The organism is Nocardia thailandica NBRC 100428 (assembly GCF_000308795.1).
Classification (GTDB): Bacteria; Actinomycetota; Actinomycetes; order Mycobacteriales; family Mycobacteriaceae; genus Nocardia; species Nocardia thailandica.
Window position 1 is genome coordinate 1 of sequence record NZ_BAGK01000169.1, and the last position, 21930, is coordinate 21930.

Below are 21930 nucleotides of genomic sequence, written 5' to 3' on the forward strand. Positions count from 1 at the left end.
ACGCGGACCGGGCGCGGCCGGACGCGCGGCGGGCTGCTGCTGGGACGCGGCCGGAGCCGCGGGGGCCGGCTTGGCGGCCGGGGTCGCCGGCTTGGGCGCCTCGGCGGCCGGAGCGACCGGCTCCGGCGCGGCCGGACGGGCCGCCGGGCCGGGGGTCGGCCGGGGACCGGGACGCGGGCCCGCGCCGGGGGCGCCGGGCTTGGCGCCCGGACGGGCGGCGGACGGACCGGGCTTGGCCGAGGACTTCGCCTCGGACGCGGGTGCGGACTTCGCCGCCAGGGATTCGCGCAGACGACGGGCGACCGGTGCTTCCACCGTCGACGACGCCGACTTCACGAACTCGCCTTGCTCCTTGAGCTTGGCGAGTAGTTCTTTGCTCGTGACACCGAGTTCTTTGGCCAACTCGTGCACGCGGGCCTTGCCTGCCACTGCTCTCCTCACTGAGAGGCCGAGCAGTGCCACCGTTTCAGGGGACGGCGGCCCGCACGACCTCGGGTTATCTCCGATGGACGTTCATCGACGGTGCTTCACGGTGTGCTCATGAGTGCTCGTGCCTGTTCTCGAGGTACTGCTCCAGGGCTGAGATATCCAGATGTCCGGACACTCGTAGGGCTCTGCCGAATGCTCGGCGCCGTTCTGCGGCGCGCACACAGGCCGAGACGGGGTGCAGCCAGGCACCCCGTCCGGGAAGTCTGCGCCGCGGGTCGGGCACGACGGCAGAGCCTCGCGCGACGATCCGCAACAGTTCGGCAGACGGCTCTCGTTCGCGGCATCCGATACAGGTCCGGATGGGCTGCGAGCGCCGTTCCGGTAACCACTCTACCGGTGACCCGGCCATAACACCGAACCCCTCCCCCGTCGAAGTTACGAACATGTCATCCGCGCTGCGCCTCCGAGCGCACCGAGCCGCCCGCTTCCGGGGCCGCGTCGCTGCGGATATCGATCCGCCAGCCGGTCAGGCGGGCCGCCAGCCGGGCGTTCTGGCCTTCCTTGCCGATCGCCAGCGAGAGCTGGAAGTCGGGCACGATGACCCGCGCCGCCCGCGCGTCGGGGTCGACGACCGTGACCGAGACCACCTTCGAGGGCGAGAGCGCATTGCCGACGAAGGTCGCGGGATCCTCGGCGTAGTCGATGATATCGATCTTCTCGCCGGCCAGCTCGCTCATGACGTTGCGCACGCGCTGACCCATCGGGCCGATGCACGCGCCCTTGGCGTTGACCCCGGGCACGGTCGAGCGCACGGCGATCTTGGACCGGTGCCCGGCCTCGCGGGCGACCGCCACGATCTCCACCGAGCCGTCGGCGATCTCGGGGACCTCGAGAGCGAACAGCCGGCGAACGAGGTTGGGGTGGGTGCGCGAGAGCGTGATCTGCGGGCCGCGCGGGCCACGGGAGACGCCGACGACATAACACTTGATGCGGTCGCCGTGCTCGTAGGTCTCGCCGGGCACCTGCTCGGCGGGCGGGATGAGGCCCTCGGCCCCGTTGATCTCGCTGCCGATGCGCACGACCACCGTCCCGCGGGCGTTGGCGCGCGCGTCGCGCTGCACGACGCCGCCGACGATGTCGCCCTCGTGGGTGGCGAACTCGCCGAAGGACTTCTCGTTCTCGGCGTCGCGCAGCCGCTGCAGGACGACCTGGCGGGCGGTGGTCGCGGCGATGCGGCCGAAACCCTCGGGGGTGTCGTCCCATTCGGAGACGACGTTGCCGTCGGTGTCGAGCTCGATCGCCATCACCCGGACGACGCCGGTCTTCTGGTCGATGTCGATGCGCGCGTGCGGCTGATGGCCCTCCGTGTGCCGGTAGGCGGTGAGCAGCGCGGACTCGATGGCGGCGATGACGGTCTCGATCGAGATGCCCTTGTCGGCGACGATCGCCCGCAGCGCTTCGATTTCGATGTTCATTCGGAATCCTTTCCGGTGATGTCTGCGGGTTCTTCGCCGGGGGTCGGCCTGCCGGCGGCGATGCCGCCCGCCAGTGCCAGTTCGGCGGCGCCGGGGGTGGAGAACTCGACCTGGACCACCGCCCTGCCGATGTCGGCCAGCGGGACGGTGACCCGGTGCGGCTTGTTCTTGCCCCCGAGGACCAGCGCGATCTCGGCGTCGCCGAGCGCGCCGACGCGGGCCTCGAACTCCTTCTTGCCCTCGACGGGCTCGGCGCCCTCGCGCAGCTGCACCCGGACCTTGCGGCCCTGGGCGCGGCGCCAGTGCCGCTCGGCGGTCAGCGGCCGGTCGATGCCGGGCGTGGTGACCTCGAGCAGGTAGGGGGTGTCGCCGAAGTCGGCGGCGGCGTCCAGCGTTTCCGACAGGTCGTTGCTCAGGACGGCGATCGCGTCGAGGTCGGCCGGTCCGTCGGTATCGACGACGACCTGCAGCCGGGCCTGGGAGCCCGCGGAGGTGATCGCTACGCCCTCCAGGTCGAATCCCCGGTCTGCGACGAGTCCAGCTACTAGCTGGCTCACCCTCTCCTCGGTCGGCATCGGCATGGTGGGCGGCTCCTGGTTCAGTTGTGACGCGGTCGGAAATTTCTACGCCGATCCTCTAGCGTAACGCGCCACGAGAGTGTAAAGGACGACCGGACCCGGGCTGCACACCCCCGGCTCGTCCGGCGTTTCCGGGGGTGCCACGGGGCGGGAGCACCCCGCGGGATCTGGCACGATGGTCGGCGTGCCTTTCCGACACACCGTCTCGCGCGGCGCCGGTCCCGGTGTCCGCCGCCGCAGCTTCCTGACCCTGGCCGGCGCGAGCGCCGTCGGGGTCCCCACGCTCGTCCTGCTGTCCGGCTGCGCCGCCGACGACACCGTGCACGAACCGGATCCCCTTGCCGCACAGGAGGTCCTGGCCCGCGCCGACGCCGCCGCGGCCACCGCGGCCATCGCGGCGGCACCGCAGCTGCAGGCGGCCCTGGCGACCGTGGCCGCCGAACGCACCGCGCACGCCGACGCGCTGCGCGCCGAGATCGACCGCGCGGTCGGCGTTTACGGCGACGGCACCACCCCCGTGCACCGCACCGGCGAGGTCACCGTGCCGGGCCCCTCGGGCGCCCCGATCCCGGCCGCCCAGGCGCTGACACCGCCCGCGACGCCGCCGACCGTGCGTCAGCTGCGGGATCGGCTGGCCCGCTCGCAGCAGTCCGCCGCGGGCCTGGCGCGCACCCAGAGCGGCTACCGCGCCGGGCTGCTGGCCTCGATCAGCGCGGCGTGCGCGACCCAGGCGGGGGTCCTGCTCGCGTGATGTCCCCGTCCTCCTCGCGCCCCCGCGGCGGGAGCCCTTCCGGAGGTTGCCGATGACCACCCAGACCGCGGCCCTGCAGACGGCGCTCGACACCGAGCACGCCGCCGTGTACTCCTACGGCGTCATCGCCGCCTACGCCAACAACGACCGCGCCCGCCTCGTCGCGGAGTTCTCCGCCGCGCACCGCGCCCGCCGGGACGCGACCGCCGACCTCCTGCGCGCCGGCGGCACCGAACCGGATGCCCCGGCCGCCGCCTATCCCCCGCCGTTCACCGTCGACGACCCCATCCCCGCCGCGAGACTGGCGGTGGCGGCCGAGACGGACTGCGCGGCCGCCTGGCGCGCCGTCGCCGAGCACGCCGAGACCGACGCCGTCCGCGGGATCGCCGTGGAGGCCCTCACCGAGACGGCCCTGCGGCGCGCCCGCTGGCAGGCCATCCTCGGCACGAACCCCGCGACGGTGCCCTTCCCCGGGCGGGTGTGAGCCGGGCTCGCCGACAGCACGCCGCGCCGACGGCGGTCCGTGCCGGTCGACGCGCGGGAAACCCTTGCGCCGCAACGAGAACCGGAAGACGGCCCTACGGACCGTCCGGGGCGGAGGGTGTCACCCCGGACGGCCGAGGAGATCAGGGCCGCATCGCGTAGGCGCCGTTGTGGGACTGCACCTGGGCCCAGACCCGGTCGAACCGGGCGGGGTCGGACGCGGGGGTGCGCAGCACGCTCACGGCCCAGTCGCGCTGGGCCCGGGTGGAGGAGGACTTGCCGAGCAGGGCGGTGGCCTGGGCGTTGAAGTCGCGGATCTGGAAGTCGAAGATCGCGTCGCGCACGTCGGGGTCGAGGCCGATGATGCGCGCCTGTTCCAGGATGAGCTGGCCGTAGACGACCAGCGAGAACAGGTGGCCCAGCGTCAGCATGAAGTCGAGGTCCTTCTGCTGCGCGGCGTCGGGGGCCGCGGTGGCCAGCAGGGTGCGCAGGGCCTGGGCCTGCTCGAAGAAGGTGGCCACGTCGGCCGACTCGGCCGCGGCGGCCGCGTAGGGCACGGTCCAGTCGGCGAACCGCACCTTGCTCGCGCCGCGCGCCGGGCCCTGCGCCCAGAAGAAGGAGTCGTCGGCGGCGTCGAGGCGGGTGCCGATCTCCGGGTACTCCGCCGGGTCGAACAGGTAGTTCGGCATGAACTTGAGGATCTGGCCGACGTTGACGTGCACGGTGCCCTCGAGCCGGGGCAGGTGGTTGATCAACCGGGTGACCTGCGCGAAGTAGGTCGCCTTCTCGAAGCCCTTGGCGGCCATGACATCCAGCAGCAGGGTCATCACGACCTCGCCCTCGGAGGTGACCTTGGACTTGGTCATCGGGTTGAACAGCAGGTACCGGCGGTCCTCGAGCGAGGCGCTGCGGAAGTAGTCCACGGCGCGGTCGCTGAACAGCTTCATCGCGACCATGCGGGCGTAGGCGTCGACGAAGTTGCGGCGCACGTGGGTGAACTCGGTCACCTTGTTGCCGTAGAGGATCCGGTTGTCGGCGTGGGTGATGGCCTCGTAGAAGGCGTGTTCGACCATGCCGATGCCGCCGCTGCACAGGTTGAACTTGCCGACGTTGACGGTGTTCAGCGCCGCGGAGAACGCCTCGGGACCCTCGTGCAGAATGTCGGCCGCGCGCACGGGGTAGTCCTCGAGCCGGAAGTGGCTGACATACATCTGGCCGTGGATGACCGATTCGACGAGGTGGTAGTTCTCGTGCCGGGAGTCCGCGGCGAACCAGATGTAGCCGTCGGGTCCCTCGACGTCGGCGCGGCGGGAGAACACCGAGACCATCGAGGCCACGTTGCCGTTGCCGATGTAGTACTTCTCGCCGGAGGCCCGGTAGAGGATGCCCGCCTCGGCGTCGGCGCTGCCGGGTTCGACCGGGGTCAGGACGAGGTCGGTGTTGTAGATGTCGGCGCCGTGCTCGCGCTCCGACAGCGCGAAGGCCATGACCTCGCCGGCGTCGAGGTCGGCGGCGGCCTTGCGCTTGGCCTCCTCGTTGGCGGACTGCCAGATCGGGCCGAGGCCGAGGATGGTCACCTGTTCGGCGTACCAGTAGGCCAGGCCGTAGAAGCCGAAGATCTCCGACAGCGCCGCGTTGCGGGCGGTGTCCCAGCGCTTGTTCTCGTCGCCGTCGGCGTAGGCGGCCGGGGTGAGGAAGGTCGCGAACAGCTTCTCCTTCTTGACGAATTCGAGGAATTCCGCGGTCCACACCGCCTCCCGGTCCTCGGCCAGCAGCTGGGCCTTGCCCTTGCCCTCGAAGAAGGCGATGGTGGCCTTCAGCAGCCGCTGCGTCTCGGCGTCGAAGTGCCGGGGGTCGTAGGTGGCGGGGTTGAACAGCAGACTCTGCGGACTCGTCATGGGAGACAAAGCTACCAGCGCGTAGCCCCATCCCGTACGCATCCGTATGCCTTCTACCTGCAGCTTTCCCCTACGTAGCCGTAGGTTGCCCGGTCACGGACGCGGCACGGGCCGCGCACGTTCGCGTGCGCGGCCCGTGGACGACCCGGCGGCCTCAGCCGCGCAGGCGCGCGAGCACGGCGGCCGCGGCGCCGACGGCCGGGATCTCCTCGGCCTCGCCGGTGAAGCGGTTGCGCAGCTCGACGGTGCCCTCGGCCCAGCCGCGGCCGATCACCAGGATCCACGGCATGCCGAGCAGCTCGGCGTCCTTGAACTTCACGCCCGGCGAGGCGGTGCGGTCGTCGAAGAGGACCTCGAGACCGGCCGCGTCGAGATCGGCCACCACGGCCTCGGCACCGTCGCGGGCCGCGCCGTCCTTGTTCGCGATGACGACGTGGATGTCGTACGGGGCGATCTCGGCGGGCCAGCGCAGCCCCTTCTCGTCGTGCTGCTGCTCGGCCACCACCGCCATCAGGCGGGACACGCCGACGCCGTAGGAGCCCATGGTCAGGCGGACCGGCTTGCCGTTCTCGCCGAGCACGTCGACGTCGAAGGCGTCGGTGTACTTGCGGCCCAGCTGGAAGATGTGCCCGATCTCGATGCCGCGCGCCGCGACCAGCGGGCCCGCGCCGTCGGGCGAGGGATCACCGTCGCGGACCTCGGCGGCCTCGATGGTGCCGTCGGGGGTGAAGTCGCGGCCGACGACCAGCCCCACCACGTGCCTGCCGGGGCTGTCGGCGCCGGTGATCCAGGCCGAGCCCTCGCCGACGCGCGGGTCGACCAGGTAGCGGACGCCGTTGGCCTGCAGCGCCTTCGGGCCGATGTAGCCCTTGACGAGGAACGGGTTGGCGGCGAAGTCGGCCTCGGTGAGCAGTTCGACCTCGGCGGGCTCGAGGGACGCCTCGAGGCGCTTGTCGTCGACCTCGCGGTCGCCCGGGACGCCGATGCCGAGGATCTCGGTCTTGCCGTCCGGGTGGCGCAGTTTGACCATGACGTTCTTGAGGGTGTCCGCGGCGGTCGCGGTGCGGCCGAGCACGTTCTCGGCGTTGGCCCAGTCGACCAGCGTCGCGATGGTCGGGGTGTCGGGGGTGTCGTACTCGACGGCGGCGGGCTGCCCCTCGATCGGGATCGGCGCGGCGGCGGGGGTGACCACCGCTTCCACGTTGGCCGCGTAGCCGGACTCGAGGCAGGTGACGTAGGTGTCCTCGCCGACCGGGCTGGTGGCGAGGAACTCCTCGGACGCGCTGCCGCCCATGGCGCCGGAGGTGGCGGCCACGATGACGTACTCGACGCCGAGGCGGGAGAAGATCTTCTGGTAGGCGCCGCGGTGCGCGGCGTAGCTGGCCCGCAGGCCGTCGTCGTCGAGGTCGAAGGAGTAGGAGTCCTTCATCACGAACTCGCGACCGCGCAGGATGCCCGCACGGGGCCGCTCCTCGTCCCGGTACTTGGTCTGCACCTGGTACAGGGTGACCGGCAGGTCCTTGTAGGAGTTGTACTCGCCCTTGACGGTGAGCGCGAAGAGCTCCTCGTGGGTCGGGCCGAGCAGGTAGTCGCCGCCCTTGCGGTCCTGCAGGCGGAACAGCGCGTCGCCGTACTCGGTCCAGCGGTTGGTGGCCTCGTAGGGCTCGCGCGGCAGCAGCGCGGGCAGGGAGATCTCCTGCGCGCCGATGGCGTCCATCTCCTGGCGCACCACGTCCTCGATGCGGCGCAGCGTGCGCAGACCCAGCGGCAGCCACGAGTACACGCCCGGGGCGATGCGGCGGACGTAGCCGGCGCGGACCAGCAGTTTGTGGCTGGGCACCTCGGCGTCGGCGGGATCGTCACGCAGGGTGCGCAGGAACAGGCGGGAGAGGCGGGTGATCACGGTTGCACAGGGTAGTCGCTGGTCCGTAGCTCCTCGCAACGTGATTGCCCTTTGCGCGCACGCCGCGGCGGGCGGGCCGGGGCGCGGCGGTAGCGTTGTCGTCCGTGCTGGTGCTGCTGCCTCCCTCCGAAACCAAGTCCGACGGCGGATCGGGCGCGCCGCTCGACCTGTCCGCGCTGGCGATGCCGCAGCTCACGGCGGTGCGCGACAAGCTGGTCACGGTGCTGACCGACCTGGCGGGCGACCCCGACGCGAGCCGGAGCGCGCTGGGGCTCGGCAAGGGCGCCGAGGCGGAGATCGCCCGCAACGCGGCGCTGCGCACGTCGCCGACGCGGCCCGCGCTCGAGCGCTACACCGGCGTCCTCTACGACGCGCTGGACGCCGCGGGCTTCACCCGGGCCCAGCGCGCCAAGGCCTACGCGCGCCTCGGTATCGGGTCGGCCCTGTTCGGCGCGGTCCGCGCGAGCGACCCGATCCCGGCCTACCGGCTGTCCGGCGGCTCGAAACTGCCCGGGCTGCCGGCCCTCTCGGCGCTGTGGCGGGACGAGCTGCCCGCCGCCCTGGCGGCCGAGGCGGCCGGCGAGCTGGTTGTCGACCTGAGGTCGGGCACCTATCAGCAGCTCGGGCGCGTCCCCGGCGCCGTCACCGCCAACGTCCTCACCGAGCACCCCGACGGCTCGCGCACCGTGGTCAGCCACTTCAACAAGCACCACAAGGGCCTGCTCGCGCGCGCCCTCGTGCTCACCCGCGCCGAGCCGACCGACATCCGCGGCCTGGCCCGGGTCGCGAGCAAGGCGGGGCTGCGCGTCGAGATCGCCTCCCCCACCGAACTGCTCGTGCTCACCTGACCCCGCGCCGGCCGCTCACGAATTCGCCTCCCCCACCCGGCTTCTCGTTCCCGCGACGCGCCGGTCGAGACGGGACCGGTCGGTCCGGCGGTAACCGGATCGACAAGCTCGACACGTTGCCGAGCGCCGGTTCGCGCGCCCAGACTGGGGGGATGACGCCACCGTCACTGGAACTCCTCGACCGCTGGGTCGCCCTCGCCGGACCGGGCACGGAGGCGACCGGAACCGCCCTGCTGGCCCGCTACGCCGAACCCCACCGCCACTACCACACCCAGACCCACCTGGCCGTGATGCTCGGGGCGATCGACGAACTGGCCGCCGACGCCGACGACCCCGACGCCGTCCGCTACGCGGCGTTCTTCCACGACGCGATCTACGCGGTGGACCGGCCCGACAACGAGCGACGCAGCGCCGAGCTGGCCCGCGCCACGCTCCGATCCCTCGGCGCGGCCGCGGAACTCGTCGACGAGGTCGAACGCCTCGTCCTGCTCACCGTCACCCACGATCCGGCGCCCGGCGACCGCAACGGCGCGGTGCTCTGCGACGCGGACCTGGTCGTCCTCGGTGGCAGCCACGAGGACTACCTGGCCTACACGGTGGCGGTGCGCGCCGAATACGCCCACGTCCCCGACGACCTGTTCGGCCGGGGACGGGCGGCGGTGCTGCGCGGAATCGCCGGGCAGCCCAGCATCTTCCGCACCGCGCGCGCCCGCGAGCGCTACGAGGAGGCGGCCCGGGCGAACCTGGCCGCCGAACTGGCCGTCCTCACCGCCTGAGCCGCGCCGGTCGCGGCCCGGAGCGTGCCGGGCCGCGACCACTTCCGGCGCCCGCCGCCGCCACGGGGGCCGGAGACCGTCAGACCTCCGCCGCCGCGAGCGCCGCGCGCACCGCCTCGACGCCGGCGGGCTTGGCCGCGGGCGGCCAGTTGCCGTCGGCCACCGCGTACGGGTGCACATAGACCGGGGTGTCGCGCTGGGAGCGGCGGCTCTCGGCGAGGGTGCCGCCGTCGACCACGTCGTAGCCGAGGGCGTCGATCACCTCGGCGGCGGCCTTCTTCGCCTCGGCGTCGTCGCCGAAGATCGGCAGCGCGGACCGGTCCGCGGCGCCCGCGGGACGAGCGAGCTCGCCGAGGTTGGCGTAGACGATGTTGTTGAAGGCCTTGACCACCTTGGCCTCCGGCAGGTGGTGCTGGAGCAGCTGGCTGGTGGTCACCGTGTCGTTGTCGAGCTCGGGGAAGGCGCCGTCGCGGTCGGGGTAGTAGTTGTTGGTGTCGAAGACGACCTTGCCCGCGAGCGGCGCCACCGGTACGTCGCGATAGGCCTTGAGCGGGACGGTGACCACCACGTAGTCGCCCGCGGCCGCGGCCTCGGCGGGGGTCGCCGCGCGGGCGCGGGGGCCCAGTTCGGCCACCAGCTGGGTCAGGGTCTCCGGGCCCCGGGAGTTGCTCAGGACCACGTCGTAGCCGGCGTCCACCGCGAGCTTCGCCACGGTGGAGCCGATGTGTCCGCTGCCGATCAATCCGATTGTCGCCATGTGCGGGACAACCGGGCCGCCCGTGGCGTTGTTCCCGGCGCCGCGGATTCAGCTCTTCGCCGGGCTGACGAGCTGCAGGAGATTGCCGCAGGTGTCGTCGAGGACGGCGGTGATCACGGGCCCGGTGGCCATCGGCGCCTGGGTGAAGACGACGCCGAGGTCGGTGAGCCTGCGATGTTCGGCCTCCACGTCGTCGACGTGGAAGGCGATGACGGGGATGCCGTCGGCGCTGAGGGCCTTCTTGTAGGCCTGCGCGGCCGGGTGCTGGTCGGGTTCGAGCAGCAGCTGGGTGCCGTCCGGGTCGTCCTGGGAGACCAGGGTCAGCCAGTCGTACTGGCCGAGCGGGACGCGGTCCTTGAGCTGGAAGCCGAGCACGTCGGTGTAGAACGCGAACGCCTTCTCCTGCTCGTCGACGAAGACGCTGGTGACGCCGATGCGGATCATGAGTCCTCCTGCGGGATCGGCCATCGCGCCGCCACCGCGCGCAGCGGCGCGAAATCGGCGTGATGGAACTTGAACCTGCCTTCGCGGCGGGTGGTGACCAGACCCACGTCCTCGAGCACCCCCAGATGCTGGGTGATGGCCTGCCGGGACGAGCTGATGCCGTGCCTGCTCGCCAACCGGGCGCACAGCTCGAACAGCGTCTGCCCGTCCCGGTCGGCCAGCTCGTCCAGCACGGCCCGCCGCGTCGGATCGGCGAGGGCGCTGAACAGGTCGGTCACCCGTCCCAGCATAGGCAAGTATTGACTTGCCTGTCCAGCCGGCCCGGCCGCCGCGTGTCGGCGGCCGCTAGGACGAGCCCCGCCACCCCCAGCCGGTGCACGTGATGCAGCCCATCCCGCCCCATTCGAAGAGGGCGTCGGACAGCGCCGCGGAGCCGGTCGAGTTCAGCAGCGGCGCGAGCACGGCGGGCAGCCCCGCCGCCGAGTTGCTCACGCCCAGGTCACCCGACCCGCTCCCGGCCACCGCCGCCGGTTCCAGGGGCAGCCCCGGCGCCGCGCCCGCCGCGCCGCCGCCCAGCAGGGCGACGACGGCGCCCGCCGCCAGGCCGCCGATCACTACACGTCTCATCGTTCTCCTTCGTCCTCGCCCGACCCATGGAGAACGATGCCGTTCCCGGATGCCGGGCGCCAGACCACAGAACCCGGGGCGGCGCACCCGGGGGCGCGCAAGGATTGCGCGCACCGCGCGCCGGACGGAATCCCGGGCGGCGCAGCGGCGTTGGCACCGGAGGTGACCGATACCACGACGCTCTCCGACGAGCTGAAGTCCTACATCGACGACGAGAAGGCCTACGCCAGCGTGGCGACGCTGGGACCCAACGGGCACCCGCACCTGGTGGTGGTGTGGATCAAGCGCGAGGGCGAGGAACTGGTGTTCTCGACGACCGTCGAGCGCCAGCAGGCCAAGAACCTGGCCCGCGATCCCCGGATCACCGTGCTGGTGAACCCGCCGGACCGCCCGTTCCTCTACGCCGAGATCCGGGGCACGGCGACCCTGGTCCCCGACCCGGACCGCCTGCTGCCCGACGAGCTGTCGCGCAAGTACACCGGCCTGCCCTACGCCGAGTTCAACCCGGCCTCGGTGAACGACGCCGAGCGCGTCACCGTGCGGGTCACCCCGCGCAAGGTGGCCGGGCGTCTCTGATCAGGAGTTCTGGGCTTCCTCCTGCGCGTGCTGGGCCTGCGCCAGCTGCGCGGGAGTGAAGCGCAGGGTCACCGCCACGATCGCGGCCAGCACGGCCAGGCCCGAGCAGACCAGCAGCACCAGCGTGTACCCGCTGGTCAGCGCGTCGAGCTGGGGGCCGGTCATGTTCGACACCTTCTCGGTGGTGCTGCCGCCCATGGACAGGGTGCGCGAGGCGGCGATCGGGCTGAGCAGGCCGATGGCGATGGGGGTGGCCAGGTTCATGAACATCTGGCCGACCGCCGAGAGCGGGCCGATGTCCGAAGGCGGCACGCCGACCAGCACGCACAGCGGCGCCAGCACCATCGCGACACCGACGCCGAAGCCGATCACGACCAGCAGCGGCAGCAGCGTCGTGAAGTAGTTGATGTGCCGGTCCAGGGTCGACCCGAACAGGGTGCCCGCCGCCAGCACGAGCGCGGCACCGCCCAGCAGCCACCGCGGCGGCACCATCAGCGCGGCCTTGGAGGCCAGCGCCCCGCCGATGCCGATGCCGACGGTGAACGGGATGCACGCGATGCCGGCGTGCAGCGGGCTGTAGCCGAGCGAGTTCTGCAGCATCTGGGCGACGAAGAAGGTCATCGCGCCGAGGACGGCGCCGGCCAGGAAGATCAGCAGGAAGGTCGAGTTGCGGTCGCGGCTGTCGAACAGCGACCAGGGCAGCAGCGGATCGGACTCGGTGCGCTCGACCAGCACGAAGGTGATCAGCAGCGCGAAACCGACGATGAGCGAGCCCAGGATGACCGGGCTCCCCCAGCCGAGGGCGGGGCCCTCGGTGGCGCCGAAGACGATGAGCGCGCACGCCAGGGTGCCCAGCACGGCGCCCTTGATGTCCAGCGGCGCGCGGTGGTGCACGGTGTCGGCCAGCGCGAAGACCGCGCCCGCGACGATGAGCGCGCCGATCGGCACGTTGATCAGGAAGATCCAGCGCCACGAGAACTCGGTGAGCAGGCCGCCGATCACCAGGCCGCTGACCGACCCGATCCCGGCCATCGACCCCACCACGGCGACGGCCTGGTTGCGCGCCTTGCCGGGCGCGAAGGTGGTGGCGACCAGGGCGAACGCGGTCGGCGCCGCGATGGCCGCGCCCGCGCCCTGGAAGGCGCGCGCGACGAGCAGCGTCTCCACGCCCTGGGCGAGGCCGCAGGCCAGCGACGCGAGGGTGAACAGCCCGACGCCGGTGATCAGCATGCGTTTGCGCCCGAAGACGTCGCCGAGCCTGCCGCCGAGCAGCATCAGCCCGGCGAAGGTGAGGCCGTAGGCGGTGACCGTCCACGCGCCGCCCGAGCTGGACAGCCCCATCTCCTCCTGCAGCCGCGGCAGCGCGAAGATCACCACCGTGCCGTCGAGCACGACCATGAACTGCAGTCCACTGAGCACGAGGATCGCCAGCCCGAAGGCCGACTGCTTCACCGGGGACTGCATCGTCGCAGCGGTTTTATCGAGCACAGTCGAACACTGTAAAGGACGCCGCCCGCGGCGACGGCCGGTCCGGGGCGGGGCCGGGGGCTCAGGAGTGCGCGCCGGTGACGGCGTCGAAGGCCGCGGTCGGGCCGATGACGACGATGGCGGGCGGGCGGATGCCCTCCTCGACGACCCGCTGGGCCACGGTGGCCAGATCGGCGCGGACCACCCGCTGGGTGCGCAGCGTGCCCTCCTGGATGACGGCGGCGGGGGTGTCGCCGGGGCGGCCGCCGAGCAGCAGGGCGTCGGCGAACTTGCCGATCCGCTCGACCGCCATCATCAGCACCAGGGTGCCGCGCAGCCGGGCCAGCGCGTCCCAGTCGACGAGCGAGTCCGGGTGATCGGGGGCGACGTGCCCGCTGACGACGACGAACTCGTGCGTCACCCCGCGATGGGTGACCGGAATCCCGGCGGCGCCCGGCACCGAGATCGGGCTGGTGACACCGGGCACGACCGTCACCGGGATGCCCTCGGCGACACAGGCCTCCAGTTCCTCGAACCCGCGCCCGAACACGTACGGGTCGCCGCCCTTGAGCCGGACGACGAACTTGCCCGCCTTGGCGCCCTCGATGAGCGCGGTGTTGATGGCCTCCTGCGCCATGGACCGGCCGTAGGGGATCTTGGCGGCGTCGACGACCTCGACGTGCGGGCCGAGTTCGGCCAGCAGTTCCGGCGGGGCGAGCCGGTCGGCGACGACGAGGTCGGCGCGGGCGAGCAGGCGGCGCCCGCGCACGGTGATGAGGTCGGGGTCGCCGGGGCCGCCGCCGACGAGCGCGACGCCGGGCACGGCGGGCTCGGAGTCGTCGGTGACCACGCCGGACTGCAGGGCCTCGAGCAGCCCGTTGCGCACCGAGGCGGAGCGCCGGTGCGCGCCGCCCGCGAGCACGCCGAGGGTGAGGCCGTCGTAGCGCGCGGTGGCGGGGGTGACGGCGGTGCCGTCGCGGGCGCTGTCGGCGCGCACGCAGAAGACGCGCCTGCGCTCGGCCTCGGCCACCACGGCCGCGTTGGTGTCGGGCTCGTCGGTGCAGGCCATGGCGTACCAGGCACCGTCGAGGTCGCCGTCGGCGTAGTCGCGCAGCTCGACGGTGATCTGCCCGGCGGTGGCCATGCCCTCCACGGCCGGGGTGACCGCCCGGCTCACGACGTGGACCACGGCGCCGGAGGCGACCAGCAGCCCCAGCCTGCGCTGGGCGACGGTGCCGCCGCCGACCACGACGACCCGGCGACCGCGCAGATCGAGCCCGACCAGGTAGTTCGGGTCTCCGGTGGAGGGGCTTGCGGCGGAGTCAGACGTGTTCGGCACAGTGATCGAGCCTAGAGCCTCGCGCGCGTGGGGCCGAATGCACCCGCCGGGGTGTCCCCCGGCGGGGCGGCCGTGTCACTCCCCGCCGATGTAGGGGGCGTTCTGCACCCAGTGGAAACCGGTGCCGCGCAGCGGGAACCGCTCGGGATCGGCGGCACGCAGCGTGATCTCGGCCGGGGTCTGCCCGACCCGACCGCGCAGCACCAGCCGGTCGGGGGCGGGCCGGTCGACGGTGAAGGAGGCGTAGGGTTCGGCGGGCTCGGCGGCCTCGGCGGTGGCCAGGGTCAGCGTGCGGGCCGGGGTGTCGGTGGTGACGGTGACCGCGACCAGCCGGTCGTCCATCCGCTGGTAGGCCGAGGTGCCGCGGTCGACGACGAGCCTGCGCCAGCGCGACGGGTCGTCGACCAGCGCGGGCAGCGGGGCGCCGTCGGCCCGGAACTCCTCGACCTCCCAGATGCCGTAGAGCTCCGGCTTCGGCGCGCCGCCGCCGTTCTCGTGCCAGTCCGAGAGTCCGAGGACGACGCAGGCCGCGGTGATCCACGCGCCGAGCGCGAGCTGCACCCCGGTCGCCCACCGCCGCCTGCGCGGATCGCCGAACAGCTCGGGCTGCGTCATCGGCTCCGAGGGGCGTTGCAGCACGAGCACATTCGCCAGGCGCCGGGCCTGCGGCGCGAGCAGCACCAGGCTCATCAGCAGCAGGTGCCCGGACAGGATCTTCACCGGCACGTCGTAGGTGAGGTTGAGCAGGAACACCTGCGCCATGCTGACCACGCTCAGCAGCGCCCCGGCGGTCGCCGTGCGCGGCCAGAACAGCAGCAGCCCGGCGGTCACCTCGGCCGCGCCGAGCGCCATCTCGTAGGCGGGCGAGGCGCCGACCTGGGTCCACAGCAGGGCCATCGGGCTCAGGTCGCCGACCCGGGACAGCAGCGCGGTGAGTTCGGGTTCGGGCATCTGCGACGGGATGAGCTTGGCGAAGCCGTAGAACAGCAGCTGCCCGGCGACCGCCAGCCGCAGCAGGGTCAGGCCCCAGGCCGCCAGGCGCGGGTAGGCGGTGCGCCGACGGTCGCGGACCGACCAGACGACCGTGATCACCACGGCCGCGAGCAGCACGAACCCGGTCTGGATCCAGATCCCCGCCTGGTCGCCGCTGCCGTTGAGGCGCAGGGCCGCGTCCACGCCGAAGACGTGCTCGCCCACCCAGCGGCTCGCCGGGTCGAGGGCCAGCATCTGCCAGGCGACGAGGTCCTCGGGCACCCAGCGCACGGCGACGCCGAGGAAGACGAAGGTGATCTGGGCGAACCACAGGCAGAACAGGCCGAGATAGGCCACGGCGAAGCGGAACGCGAGCAGCGCCGCCGGGTGCCAGGCCGACACCGGCGCCTCGCCGGTGTCCTCGTCGGGGGTGGGATCGGCGGTCGTTACCGTCACGGGTCGGTTCCTCCTCGGTGGTCTCCCACCGAAAGTAACTGGGTCCGCCCCTGTTTCGCGTCGGGGAAAACCCGGGTTCGCACCCCTGTCAACCCTGAATCCCGATCACCGAATCCGCCGGCGCAATACGGCCGGTCTTCCGGTAGCCGTAGAGGAACGCGTTACACCACGACCTCGAGGGGAAACATGGCAGAAGATCCGGACCTCACCGCCCGCCAGTCGCTGACCGTCAACGAACGGGACCTCGACGACCTGGCGGACCGGCTGTCGCGATGGCTGGGGGTGCAGGCCGGCGCGGACACCGCGCCCCGGATCAGCGAGCTGAGCAAGCCGTCCGCCGGCGGCATGTCGAGCACCACGATCCTGTTCGACGCGGAGTGGACCGCGGGCGGCGTGGCCGAACGCGGCTCGTTCGTGGCGCGGATGGCGCCCGAGGACGGCGCGTTCCCGGTGTTCCCGGTCTACGACCTGCCGCTGCAGTACGCGGTCATGGCGGGGGTCGCCGAGCGGTCGACGGTCGCGGTGCCGCCGCTGCGCTGGCTGGAGACCGACGAATCCGTGCTCGGCTCACCGTTTCTGGTCATGGAGCGCGTCGACGGCCAGGCGCCGTCGGACAACCCGCCCTACGTCTTCTTCGGCTGGGTGTTCGACGCGACCCCCGAGCAGCGCAGGCGGATCACCGACGCGACGGTGGAGATCATCGCCGCGGTGCACGCCATCCCGGACGCGGCCGCCGCGTTCCCGGTGCTCGACGGCGAGGGCTCGGCCCTGCGCAGGCACTTCCGCGCCCAGCGCGACTGGTACGCCTGGGCGCTCACCGACGACGGGGTGCGCGTCCCCCTGATCGAGCGCGCCTTCGACTGGCTCGAGAGCCACTGGCCCGCCGAGGACGGGCCGGAGGTGCTCAACTGGGGTGACGCCCGCCCCGGCAACATCCTCTTCGACGGGTTCACCCCGACCGCGGTGCTGGACTGGGAGATGGCCACCCTCGGCCCGCGCGAGCTCGACCTGGGCTGGGTGATCTTCATCCACCGCTTCTTCCAGGACATCGCGACCCGCTTCGACCAGCCCGGCCTTCCCGATTTCCTGCGCCGCGACGACGTGGTCGCGAAGTACACCGAGGTCACCGGCCACACCCCGCGCGACCTGGAGTTCTTCATCGTCTACGCCGCCCTGCGGCACGCCATCGTCATGGCCAGGATCAAGCGGCGCATGATCCACTTCGGCGAGGACACCGTGCCCGCCGAACCCGACGACTACGTGATGCACCGCGCGAGCCTGGAAGCCCTGCTCGACGGCACCTACCAGTGGGATTGAGGTAATCCGATGAGCCAGACCCGCGCCACCGGCGCCATGCCGGTCCCGCTGGACGAGTACCCGATCCACCAGACGCCCCTGTCGCTGGCCCGGGTCGCCACCAGCGACCGCAACTTCTACGACCGCTACTACTTCAACGCCTTCGACAGCGTGCGCGGCACCATGCTGGTCACCGGGTTCGGGGTGTACCCGAACCTGGGCGTGGTCGACGCCTTCGCCTCGGTCCGCGAGGGCGAGACCCAGCGCAGCGTCCGCTTCTCCGACGCGCTCGGCGACCGCGGCCTCGATCCCCGCGTCGGCGGGTACCGCATCGAGGTGATCGAACCGCTGCAGCGGCTGCGGGTGGTGTGCGAGCACCCCGACCTCGGTGCCGACCTCACCTGGACCGGCTCGCATCCGGCCGTGCAGGAGCAGCCGCACCTGATCCTCAACGGCGGGCGCCCGATCATCGAGGCGTCCCGGTTCGCCCAGCTCGGCACCTGGGAGGGCACCCTGCACGTCGACGGCCGCGACTACACCGTCGACCCGGCGACCTGGTTCGGCAGCCGCGACCGCTCCTGGGGCATCCGGCCCAGCGGCGAGGCCGAGCCGCCCGGCCGCGCCGCGGCCGAACCCTCCGGCGGGTTCTGGTGGCTGTACGTGCCGCTGCGGTTCGACGAGTTCGCCATCGTGGTGATCCTGCAGGAGGAGCCGGACGGCACCCGCACCCTCAACAACGCCGTCCGGATCTGGCACGACGGCCGCAAGGAGCAACTCGGCTGGCCGCGTGCGCATTTCACGTATCGGTCCGGCACCCGGCACCCGCTGTCGGTCCGGCTGGAGATGACCACTCCCGACGGCAAGCCGCTCGAGGTGGAGGTCGAGTCCCGTCCGGGCATCGCCCTGCAGGTGGGCTGCGGCTACACCCCGGATCCGGAGTGGAACCACGGCCGCTGGATGGGGCCGGACTGGTCGCTGTCCACGCGCTACGACCTGACCGATCCCGCGGTGGCGGGGCGGATCCCGTACGGCGTCATCGACCACATCGGCAAGGCCCGCTGCGGCGACGCCGAGGGCTGGGGCCTGTTCGAGCACGCCTCGATGGGCCGCCACGACCCCACCGGCTTCGCCGACTGGAGCGCCGTCGCCGAATAGACCCCGCCATCCGCCCGCGCCGACGATGTCGCGGGCGGGTGCCGGTCCCCCGCCCGCGCGACAGTCTCGTCGCGGCCGTCCGTCGACGCCGAGCGGCCGTGCCGGGCCCGGCGCGCGAAAGCCTCAGTCCCGCACCAGGGCCGCCGCCACGACCACCCCGTCGACGACCCGTTTCGGGCACACCAGCGGACCGCCGCCCGCCAGCAGCGCGGCCGCCTCGGCGACGGCCGCCGTCCCGACGGCCGCGGCCGTCCGTTCCGACGGGTGCGGCACCGCCACCTCGGCCAGCCGCTCCGCCGGATAGCCGATCGCCTCCACACCGAGCAGCGCCGCCGCCTCCCGCAGCCCCGGCGCGCTCAGCCGACGGTCGAGGGTGGCCAGCCGGTGCACCCGTGCGCCCACGGAGACGGCGCGCACAGCGGCCACGACCTGCGCGGCGGTCGCGTTCTCGCGCAGGCCGATCCCCACCGCCAGCCGTCGCCCGGCGTCCTCGCTCACCGCCGCCGCCTCGCGCGCCACGGAGGCGGCGTCACCGGCCCCGGACGAACAGCCGGCCGCCCGCTCCCGGCCCGGGACCGCGCCGACGACCCGGCCTGCGGCACGTCGAACGCCTGCCCGACGGCACCGGACCCGGCCGGACTACACACGCGCCGTCGCGGCGAAATCGGCCGCGGCCGTGACGAATCCGTGGATCGCCGCCGGATGGCCCGCGGGATGGGTGTGCAGGTACGAGGCGTGCACGCGTCCGAGGACGGCGCCCTCGGTGACGGGCCCCGTGGCGCGCCAGCCCCACGCGGGCCGGGCCTCGGCCGTGCGGACCAGGCGGGTGCGATGGAACTCGTGGCCGCGCACCCGCGCACCCGCCGCCCACAGGGGGGAATCGGTGAGCGCGACCGCGTCCCGGTACCCCAGGGTCAGCTGCGGGCCGAACTCGGCGTCGGCGTCGACGACCCCGGCCATGGCGTGGCCGTCGAGGGTGCGGGTCAGGTAGAGCAGGCCCGCGCACTCGGCGTGGATCGGCATGCCCGCCGCGGCGCCCGCGGCGATCCGCCCCCGCAGGGGCGCGTTGGCGGACAGCTGTTCCGCGTGTTCCTCCGGGAATCCGCCCGGCAGGACGACCGCGCCGGTCCCGGGCGGCAGGTCGTCGGTCAGCGGGTCGAACACCGCGACGCGCGCGCCCGCCGCGGTCAGCAGTTCGCGGTGTTCGGCGTAGCCGAAGGTGAACGCCGGTCCCCCGGCGATCGCGACGACCGGGCCGTCCGCGAGTGCCGCGCCGTCGCCGTCGGGAGCCTCAGCGACGGCGATCTCGGCCGCGGGATCCCACGCGTCGCCCCGCGCCGTGCTCGCGGCGAGCGCGGCCACCGCGCGCAGGTCCACGTGGGCGGCGACGAGTTCGGTCATCGCGTCGACCGCCGTGGTCGCGGCGGCGCCGTGTTCGACGGCGGGGATGAGGCCGAGATGCCGGGAGGGCACCTCGAGCTCGGCCATCCGCGGCAGCGCGCCGAGCACCGGCAGCCCCACGCGGTCGCAGGCCGCGCGCAGGACCTGCTCGTGCCGGGGGCTGCCGACCCGGTTGAGGATCACCCCGCCCAGGCGCACCCCGCTGTCGAAGGTGGCGAACCCGTGCAGCAGGGCCGCCAGGCTCTGGCTGTGCCCGCGCGCGTCGACCACCAGGATCACCGGCGCGCCGAGCAGGGCGGCGATCTGCGCGGTGGATCCCTCGGCGGAGGGCCCGATCTGGTTCGCGTCGATGCGCCCGTCGAACAGGCCCATCACGCCCTCGACGACCGCCAGGTCACAGTCGCGGGTGCCGTGCCGGTACAGCGGCACCACCCGCTGCTCGCCGACGAGCACCGGGTCCAGGTTGCGGCCCGGCCGCCCGGCGGCGAGCCCGTGGTACCCGGGGTCGATGTAGTCGGGGCCGACCTTGAACGGCGCGACCCGGTGACCCGCGCGCCGCAGCGCGCCGATGAGCCCGGTGGCCAGCGTCGTCTTGCCGCTGCCGGAGGCCGGTGCGGCGATCACCACCGCGGGGACGCTACTCACCATTCGATGCCGCGCTGGCCCTTGCGGCCGGCGTCCATCGGGTGCTTGACCTTGGTCATCTCGGTGACCAGGTCCGCGGCCTCGATCAGCGGCGCGGGCGCGTCGCGGCCCGTGATGACGACGTGCTGGTTACCCGGCCGCTCGGCCAGGGTTCGGACGACCTCGTCCACGTCGACCCAGCCCCACTTGAGCGGGTAGGTGAACTCGTCGAGCACGTAGAACCGGTGCTGTTCGGCCCGGAGGCGCCGGGCGATCTCCTGCCAGCCGGCCAGGGCCGCGGCGGCGTGATCCTCCTCGGTGCCGTGCTTGCGGGTCCAGGACCAGCCCTCGCCCATCTTGTGCCACTCCACGGCGCCGCCCGCGCCGGTGTCGTCGTGCAGCCGCCCGAGCGTGCGGAAGGCGGCCTCCTCGCCGACCTTCCACTTGGCGCTCTTGACGAACTGGAACACCGCGACGTCGAAGCCCTGGTTCCAGGCGCGCAGCGCCATGCCGAAGGCCGCGGTCGACTTGCCCTTGCCCGGTCCGGTGTGCACCGCGAGCACCGGCTGGTTGCGGCGCTGCCGGGTCGTGAGCCCGTCGTCGGGCACGGACTCGGGGACACCCTTGGGCATGGCGGCTGGCTCCTCTCCCGGCGACCGCGCGTGGCCGCCCTGCGCCCACGTTGCCATACCGGCGCGGGCGAACCGCCGCCGGGCAGGGGCGTGAATCCCGGATCCGCCGGGGCTCAGGCGGCGCGCTGCCCCGGGCCGCCGCGCACGGCGGCCGCGACCGTCGCGCCGGTCAGCTCGTCGAGGCGCAGGTAGGTGGCGCGCAGGTCCCCGGCCAGATCGACGGCGAGTCCGAGGCGGATCATCCCGCGCTCGCAGTCGATGACCATCGCGGTGCGGCCTTCGCCGCCCAGCAGCCGGGCCGCGGCGCGGGCGCGCACCACCGGTTCGGGGCCGCCGGTGGCGCGGCCGTCGGTGAGCAGCACCAGCATCGGGCGGCGGCGCGGGTCGCGGACGTGTTCGCGGGCGATGACCCTCCTGGCCTCGAGCAGGCCCGCGGCCAGCGGCGTCTTGCCGCCGGTCCGCAGGCCGGACAGGCGGCGCACGGCGATGTCGACCGAGTTCGTCGGCGGCAGGACGAGCTCGGCCTCGGCGCCGCGCACGCTGATCACGGCCACCTTGTCGCGCCGCTGGTAGGCGTCGCGCAGCAGCGCGACCACGGCGCCGGTGACCGCGGTGAGCCGGTCGCGCGCGGCCATGGACCCCGAGGTGTCGACGACGAACACCACCAGATTGCCCTCGCGCCCTTCGCGATACGCGCCGCGCAGGTCCTCGGCGGTCAACGCCAGCGGGCCCGCGAACCGGCCGCGCTCGTATTGCCGTGGCGCGGCGGCGAAGACGGTGCCGAGCAGGTGCAGGCCGCCGCTGGTGTCGAGGTCGGCGCGGACCACCCGGCCGTTGCGGGTGCGCGCCCGGGAGCGGCGGCCCGGCGCGCCCTCGCCGAGGCCGGGCACCTCCCAGCGCACCGCGGGCCGGGCCACCGAACCCGGTGTGCCGGTTCGTCCTTCGGCGAGGGGACGCGCCCCGCCGGGGGCGTCCTCGGCGTCGCCGGACGGGTCGCCGCCGCGCGGCGCGGCGGGGGGCCGTCCGGGTTCGGCCTGCGGCTC

The 21930-nt window shown here is 73.2% G+C and carries 24 protein-coding genes; 7 read left to right on the forward strand and 17 right to left on the reverse strand.

What is annotated here, in order from left to right:
- The 4 genes from ON36_RS18110 to rimP form a co-directional block, all read right to left on the reverse strand.
- A partial coding sequence (locus ON36_RS18110) for a translation initiation factor IF-2 N-terminal domain-containing protein (RefSeq protein WP_043654743.1) occupies positions 1 to 429 on the reverse strand: 429 nt, incomplete at its 3' end.
- Between the two features lie 109 nt (positions 430 to 538).
- Positions 539 to 838 (reverse strand): YlxR family protein, encoded by a 300-nt coding sequence (locus ON36_RS33620; protein WP_083885214.1) that lies wholly within the window; start codon positions 836 to 838, stop codon positions 539 to 541.
- 37 nt (positions 839 to 875) lie between these two features.
- Positions 876 to 1904, reverse strand: coding sequence for a transcription termination factor NusA (nusA, locus tag ON36_RS18115; protein WP_043654744.1), 1029 nt, complete (start codon positions 1902 to 1904; stop codon positions 876 to 878).
- Positions 1901 to 2485: a ribosome maturation factor RimP gene (rimP, locus tag ON36_RS18120; RefSeq protein WP_043654749.1), complete on the reverse strand. Its 585-nt coding sequence runs from the start codon at positions 2483 to 2485 to the stop codon at positions 1901 to 1903. The genes nusA and rimP overlap by 4 nt, the downstream gene beginning before the upstream one ends.
- A 181-nt stretch (positions 2486 to 2666) precedes the next feature.
- Here rimP and ON36_RS18125 point away from each other — a divergent pair, with 181 nt between their 5' ends.
- Together ON36_RS18125 and ON36_RS18130 are read left to right on the forward strand one after the other, a co-directional pair.
- On the forward strand, positions 2667 to 3233 hold the full coding sequence (locus ON36_RS18125) for a hypothetical protein (RefSeq protein WP_245558123.1): 567 nt from the start codon (positions 2667 to 2669) through the stop codon (positions 3231 to 3233).
- Between the two features lie 52 nt (positions 3234 to 3285).
- Positions 3286 to 3717 carry a ferritin-like domain-containing protein gene (locus tag ON36_RS18130; protein ID WP_043654755.1) on the forward strand — a complete coding sequence of 144 codons (432 nt, stop codon included), beginning with the start codon at positions 3286 to 3288 and terminating at the stop codon, positions 3715 to 3717.
- Between the two features lie 142 nt (positions 3718 to 3859).
- Here ON36_RS18130 and ON36_RS18135 read toward each other — a convergent pair whose 3' ends face one another.
- Both ON36_RS18135 and ON36_RS18140 read right to left on the reverse strand, forming a co-directional pair.
- Positions 3860 to 5614, reverse strand: a complete 1755-nt coding sequence (locus ON36_RS18135) for an acyl-CoA dehydrogenase family protein (protein WP_043654758.1) — start codon at positions 5612 to 5614, stop codon at positions 3860 to 3862.
- A 154-nt stretch (positions 5615 to 5768) separates the two neighbouring features.
- Positions 5769 to 7517, reverse strand: a complete 1749-nt coding sequence (locus ON36_RS18140) for a proline--tRNA ligase (RefSeq protein WP_043654761.1) — start codon at positions 7515 to 7517, stop codon at positions 5769 to 5771.
- A 104-nt stretch (positions 7518 to 7621) separates the two neighbouring features.
- Here ON36_RS18140 and yaaA point away from each other — a divergent pair, with 104 nt between their 5' ends.
- The gene (gene yaaA / locus ON36_RS18145; protein ID WP_043654764.1) at positions 7622 to 8365 is read left to right on the forward strand and encodes a peroxide stress protein YaaA; all 744 of its coding nucleotides are present in this window, start codon (positions 7622 to 7624) and stop codon (positions 8363 to 8365) included.
- A 152-nt stretch (positions 8366 to 8517) separates the two neighbouring features.
- A complete protein-coding gene (locus ON36_RS18150) occupies positions 8518 to 9141 on the forward strand; it encodes an HD domain-containing protein (RefSeq protein WP_043654767.1) in 624 nt (207 codons plus the stop codon).
- Between the two features lie 79 nt (positions 9142 to 9220).
- Here ON36_RS18150 and ON36_RS18155 read toward each other — a convergent pair whose 3' ends face one another.
- The 4 genes from ON36_RS18155 to ON36_RS18170 are packed head-to-tail and all read right to left on the reverse strand — an operon-like array spanning position 9221 to position 10969.
- Positions 9221 to 9898 (reverse strand): NADPH-dependent F420 reductase, encoded by a 678-nt coding sequence (locus ON36_RS18155; protein ID WP_043654771.1) that lies wholly within the window; start codon positions 9896 to 9898, stop codon positions 9221 to 9223.
- Positions 9899 to 9946: 48 nt separating this feature from the next.
- Positions 9947 to 10339 (reverse strand): VOC family protein, encoded by a 393-nt coding sequence (locus ON36_RS18160; RefSeq protein WP_043654791.1) that lies wholly within the window; start codon positions 10337 to 10339, stop codon positions 9947 to 9949.
- Positions 10339 to 10632, reverse strand: a complete 294-nt coding sequence (locus ON36_RS18165; protein WP_174377584.1) for an ArsR/SmtB family transcription factor — start codon at positions 10630 to 10632, stop codon at positions 10339 to 10341. Before ON36_RS18165 ends, ON36_RS18160 begins: the two co-directional genes overlap by 1 nt.
- A 55-nt stretch (positions 10633 to 10687) precedes the next feature.
- A complete protein-coding gene (locus ON36_RS18170) occupies positions 10688 to 10969 on the reverse strand; it encodes a hypothetical protein (RefSeq protein WP_157224931.1) in 282 nt (93 codons plus the stop codon).
- 162 nt (positions 10970 to 11131) lie between these two features.
- Between ON36_RS18170 and ON36_RS18175 the strand changes: the two genes are divergently transcribed.
- Positions 11132 to 11545, forward strand: coding sequence for a PPOX class F420-dependent oxidoreductase (locus tag ON36_RS18175; RefSeq protein ID WP_043654779.1), 414 nt, complete (start codon positions 11132 to 11134; stop codon positions 11543 to 11545).
- Here ON36_RS18175 and ON36_RS18180 read toward each other — a convergent pair whose 3' ends face one another.
- From ON36_RS18180 to ON36_RS18190, 3 genes are all read right to left on the reverse strand, one after another.
- Complete coding sequence (locus ON36_RS18180; RefSeq protein WP_043654782.1) at positions 11546 to 13009, reverse strand: MFS transporter; 1464 nt, start codon at positions 13007 to 13009, stop codon at positions 11546 to 11548.
- A gap of 85 nt (positions 13010 to 13094) precedes the next feature.
- The gene (cobA, locus tag ON36_RS18185) at positions 13095 to 14351 is read right to left on the reverse strand and encodes a uroporphyrinogen-III C-methyltransferase (RefSeq protein WP_043654784.1); all 1257 of its coding nucleotides are present in this window, start codon (positions 14349 to 14351) and stop codon (positions 13095 to 13097) included.
- 75 nt (positions 14352 to 14426) lie between these two features.
- Positions 14427 to 15779: a DoxX family protein gene (locus tag ON36_RS18190; protein ID WP_245558125.1), complete on the reverse strand. Its 1353-nt coding sequence runs from the start codon at positions 15777 to 15779 to the stop codon at positions 14427 to 14429.
- A gap of 186 nt (positions 15780 to 15965) precedes the next feature.
- Between ON36_RS18190 and ON36_RS18195 the strand changes: the two genes are divergently transcribed.
- Complete coding sequence (locus ON36_RS18195; RefSeq protein ID WP_043654786.1) at positions 15966 to 17096, forward strand: phosphotransferase family protein; 1131 nt, start codon at positions 15966 to 15968, stop codon at positions 17094 to 17096.
- 9 nt (positions 17097 to 17105) lie between these two features.
- Positions 17106 to 18230: an Rv3169 family protein gene (locus ON36_RS18200; RefSeq protein ID WP_083885213.1), complete on the forward strand. Its 1125-nt coding sequence runs from the start codon at positions 17106 to 17108 to the stop codon at positions 18228 to 18230.
- Between the two features lie 123 nt (positions 18231 to 18353).
- On the opposite strand, the gene ON36_RS18205 is transcribed toward ON36_RS18200, so the two are convergent.
- The 4 genes from ON36_RS18205 to ON36_RS18220 all read right to left on the reverse strand — a co-directional run.
- Positions 18354 to 18728: a cobalamin biosynthesis protein gene (locus tag ON36_RS18205; RefSeq protein WP_245558126.1), complete on the reverse strand. Its 375-nt coding sequence runs from the start codon at positions 18726 to 18728 to the stop codon at positions 18354 to 18356.
- 141 nt (positions 18729 to 18869) lie between these two features.
- The gene (locus tag ON36_RS18210; protein ID WP_043654789.1) at positions 18870 to 20279 is read right to left on the reverse strand and encodes a cobyrinic acid a,c-diamide synthase CobB; all 1410 of its coding nucleotides are present in this window, start codon (positions 20277 to 20279) and stop codon (positions 18870 to 18872) included.
- A complete protein-coding gene (cobO, locus tag ON36_RS18215) occupies positions 20273 to 20887 on the reverse strand; it encodes a cob(I)yrinic acid a,c-diamide adenosyltransferase (protein WP_043654790.1) in 615 nt (204 codons plus the stop codon). Before cobO ends, ON36_RS18210 begins: the two co-directional genes overlap by 7 nt.
- 113 nt (positions 20888 to 21000) lie before the next feature.
- Positions 21001 to 21930 (reverse strand): vWA domain-containing protein (locus tag ON36_RS18220; RefSeq protein WP_157224932.1); only part of this gene is annotated, 930 nt, incomplete at its 5' end.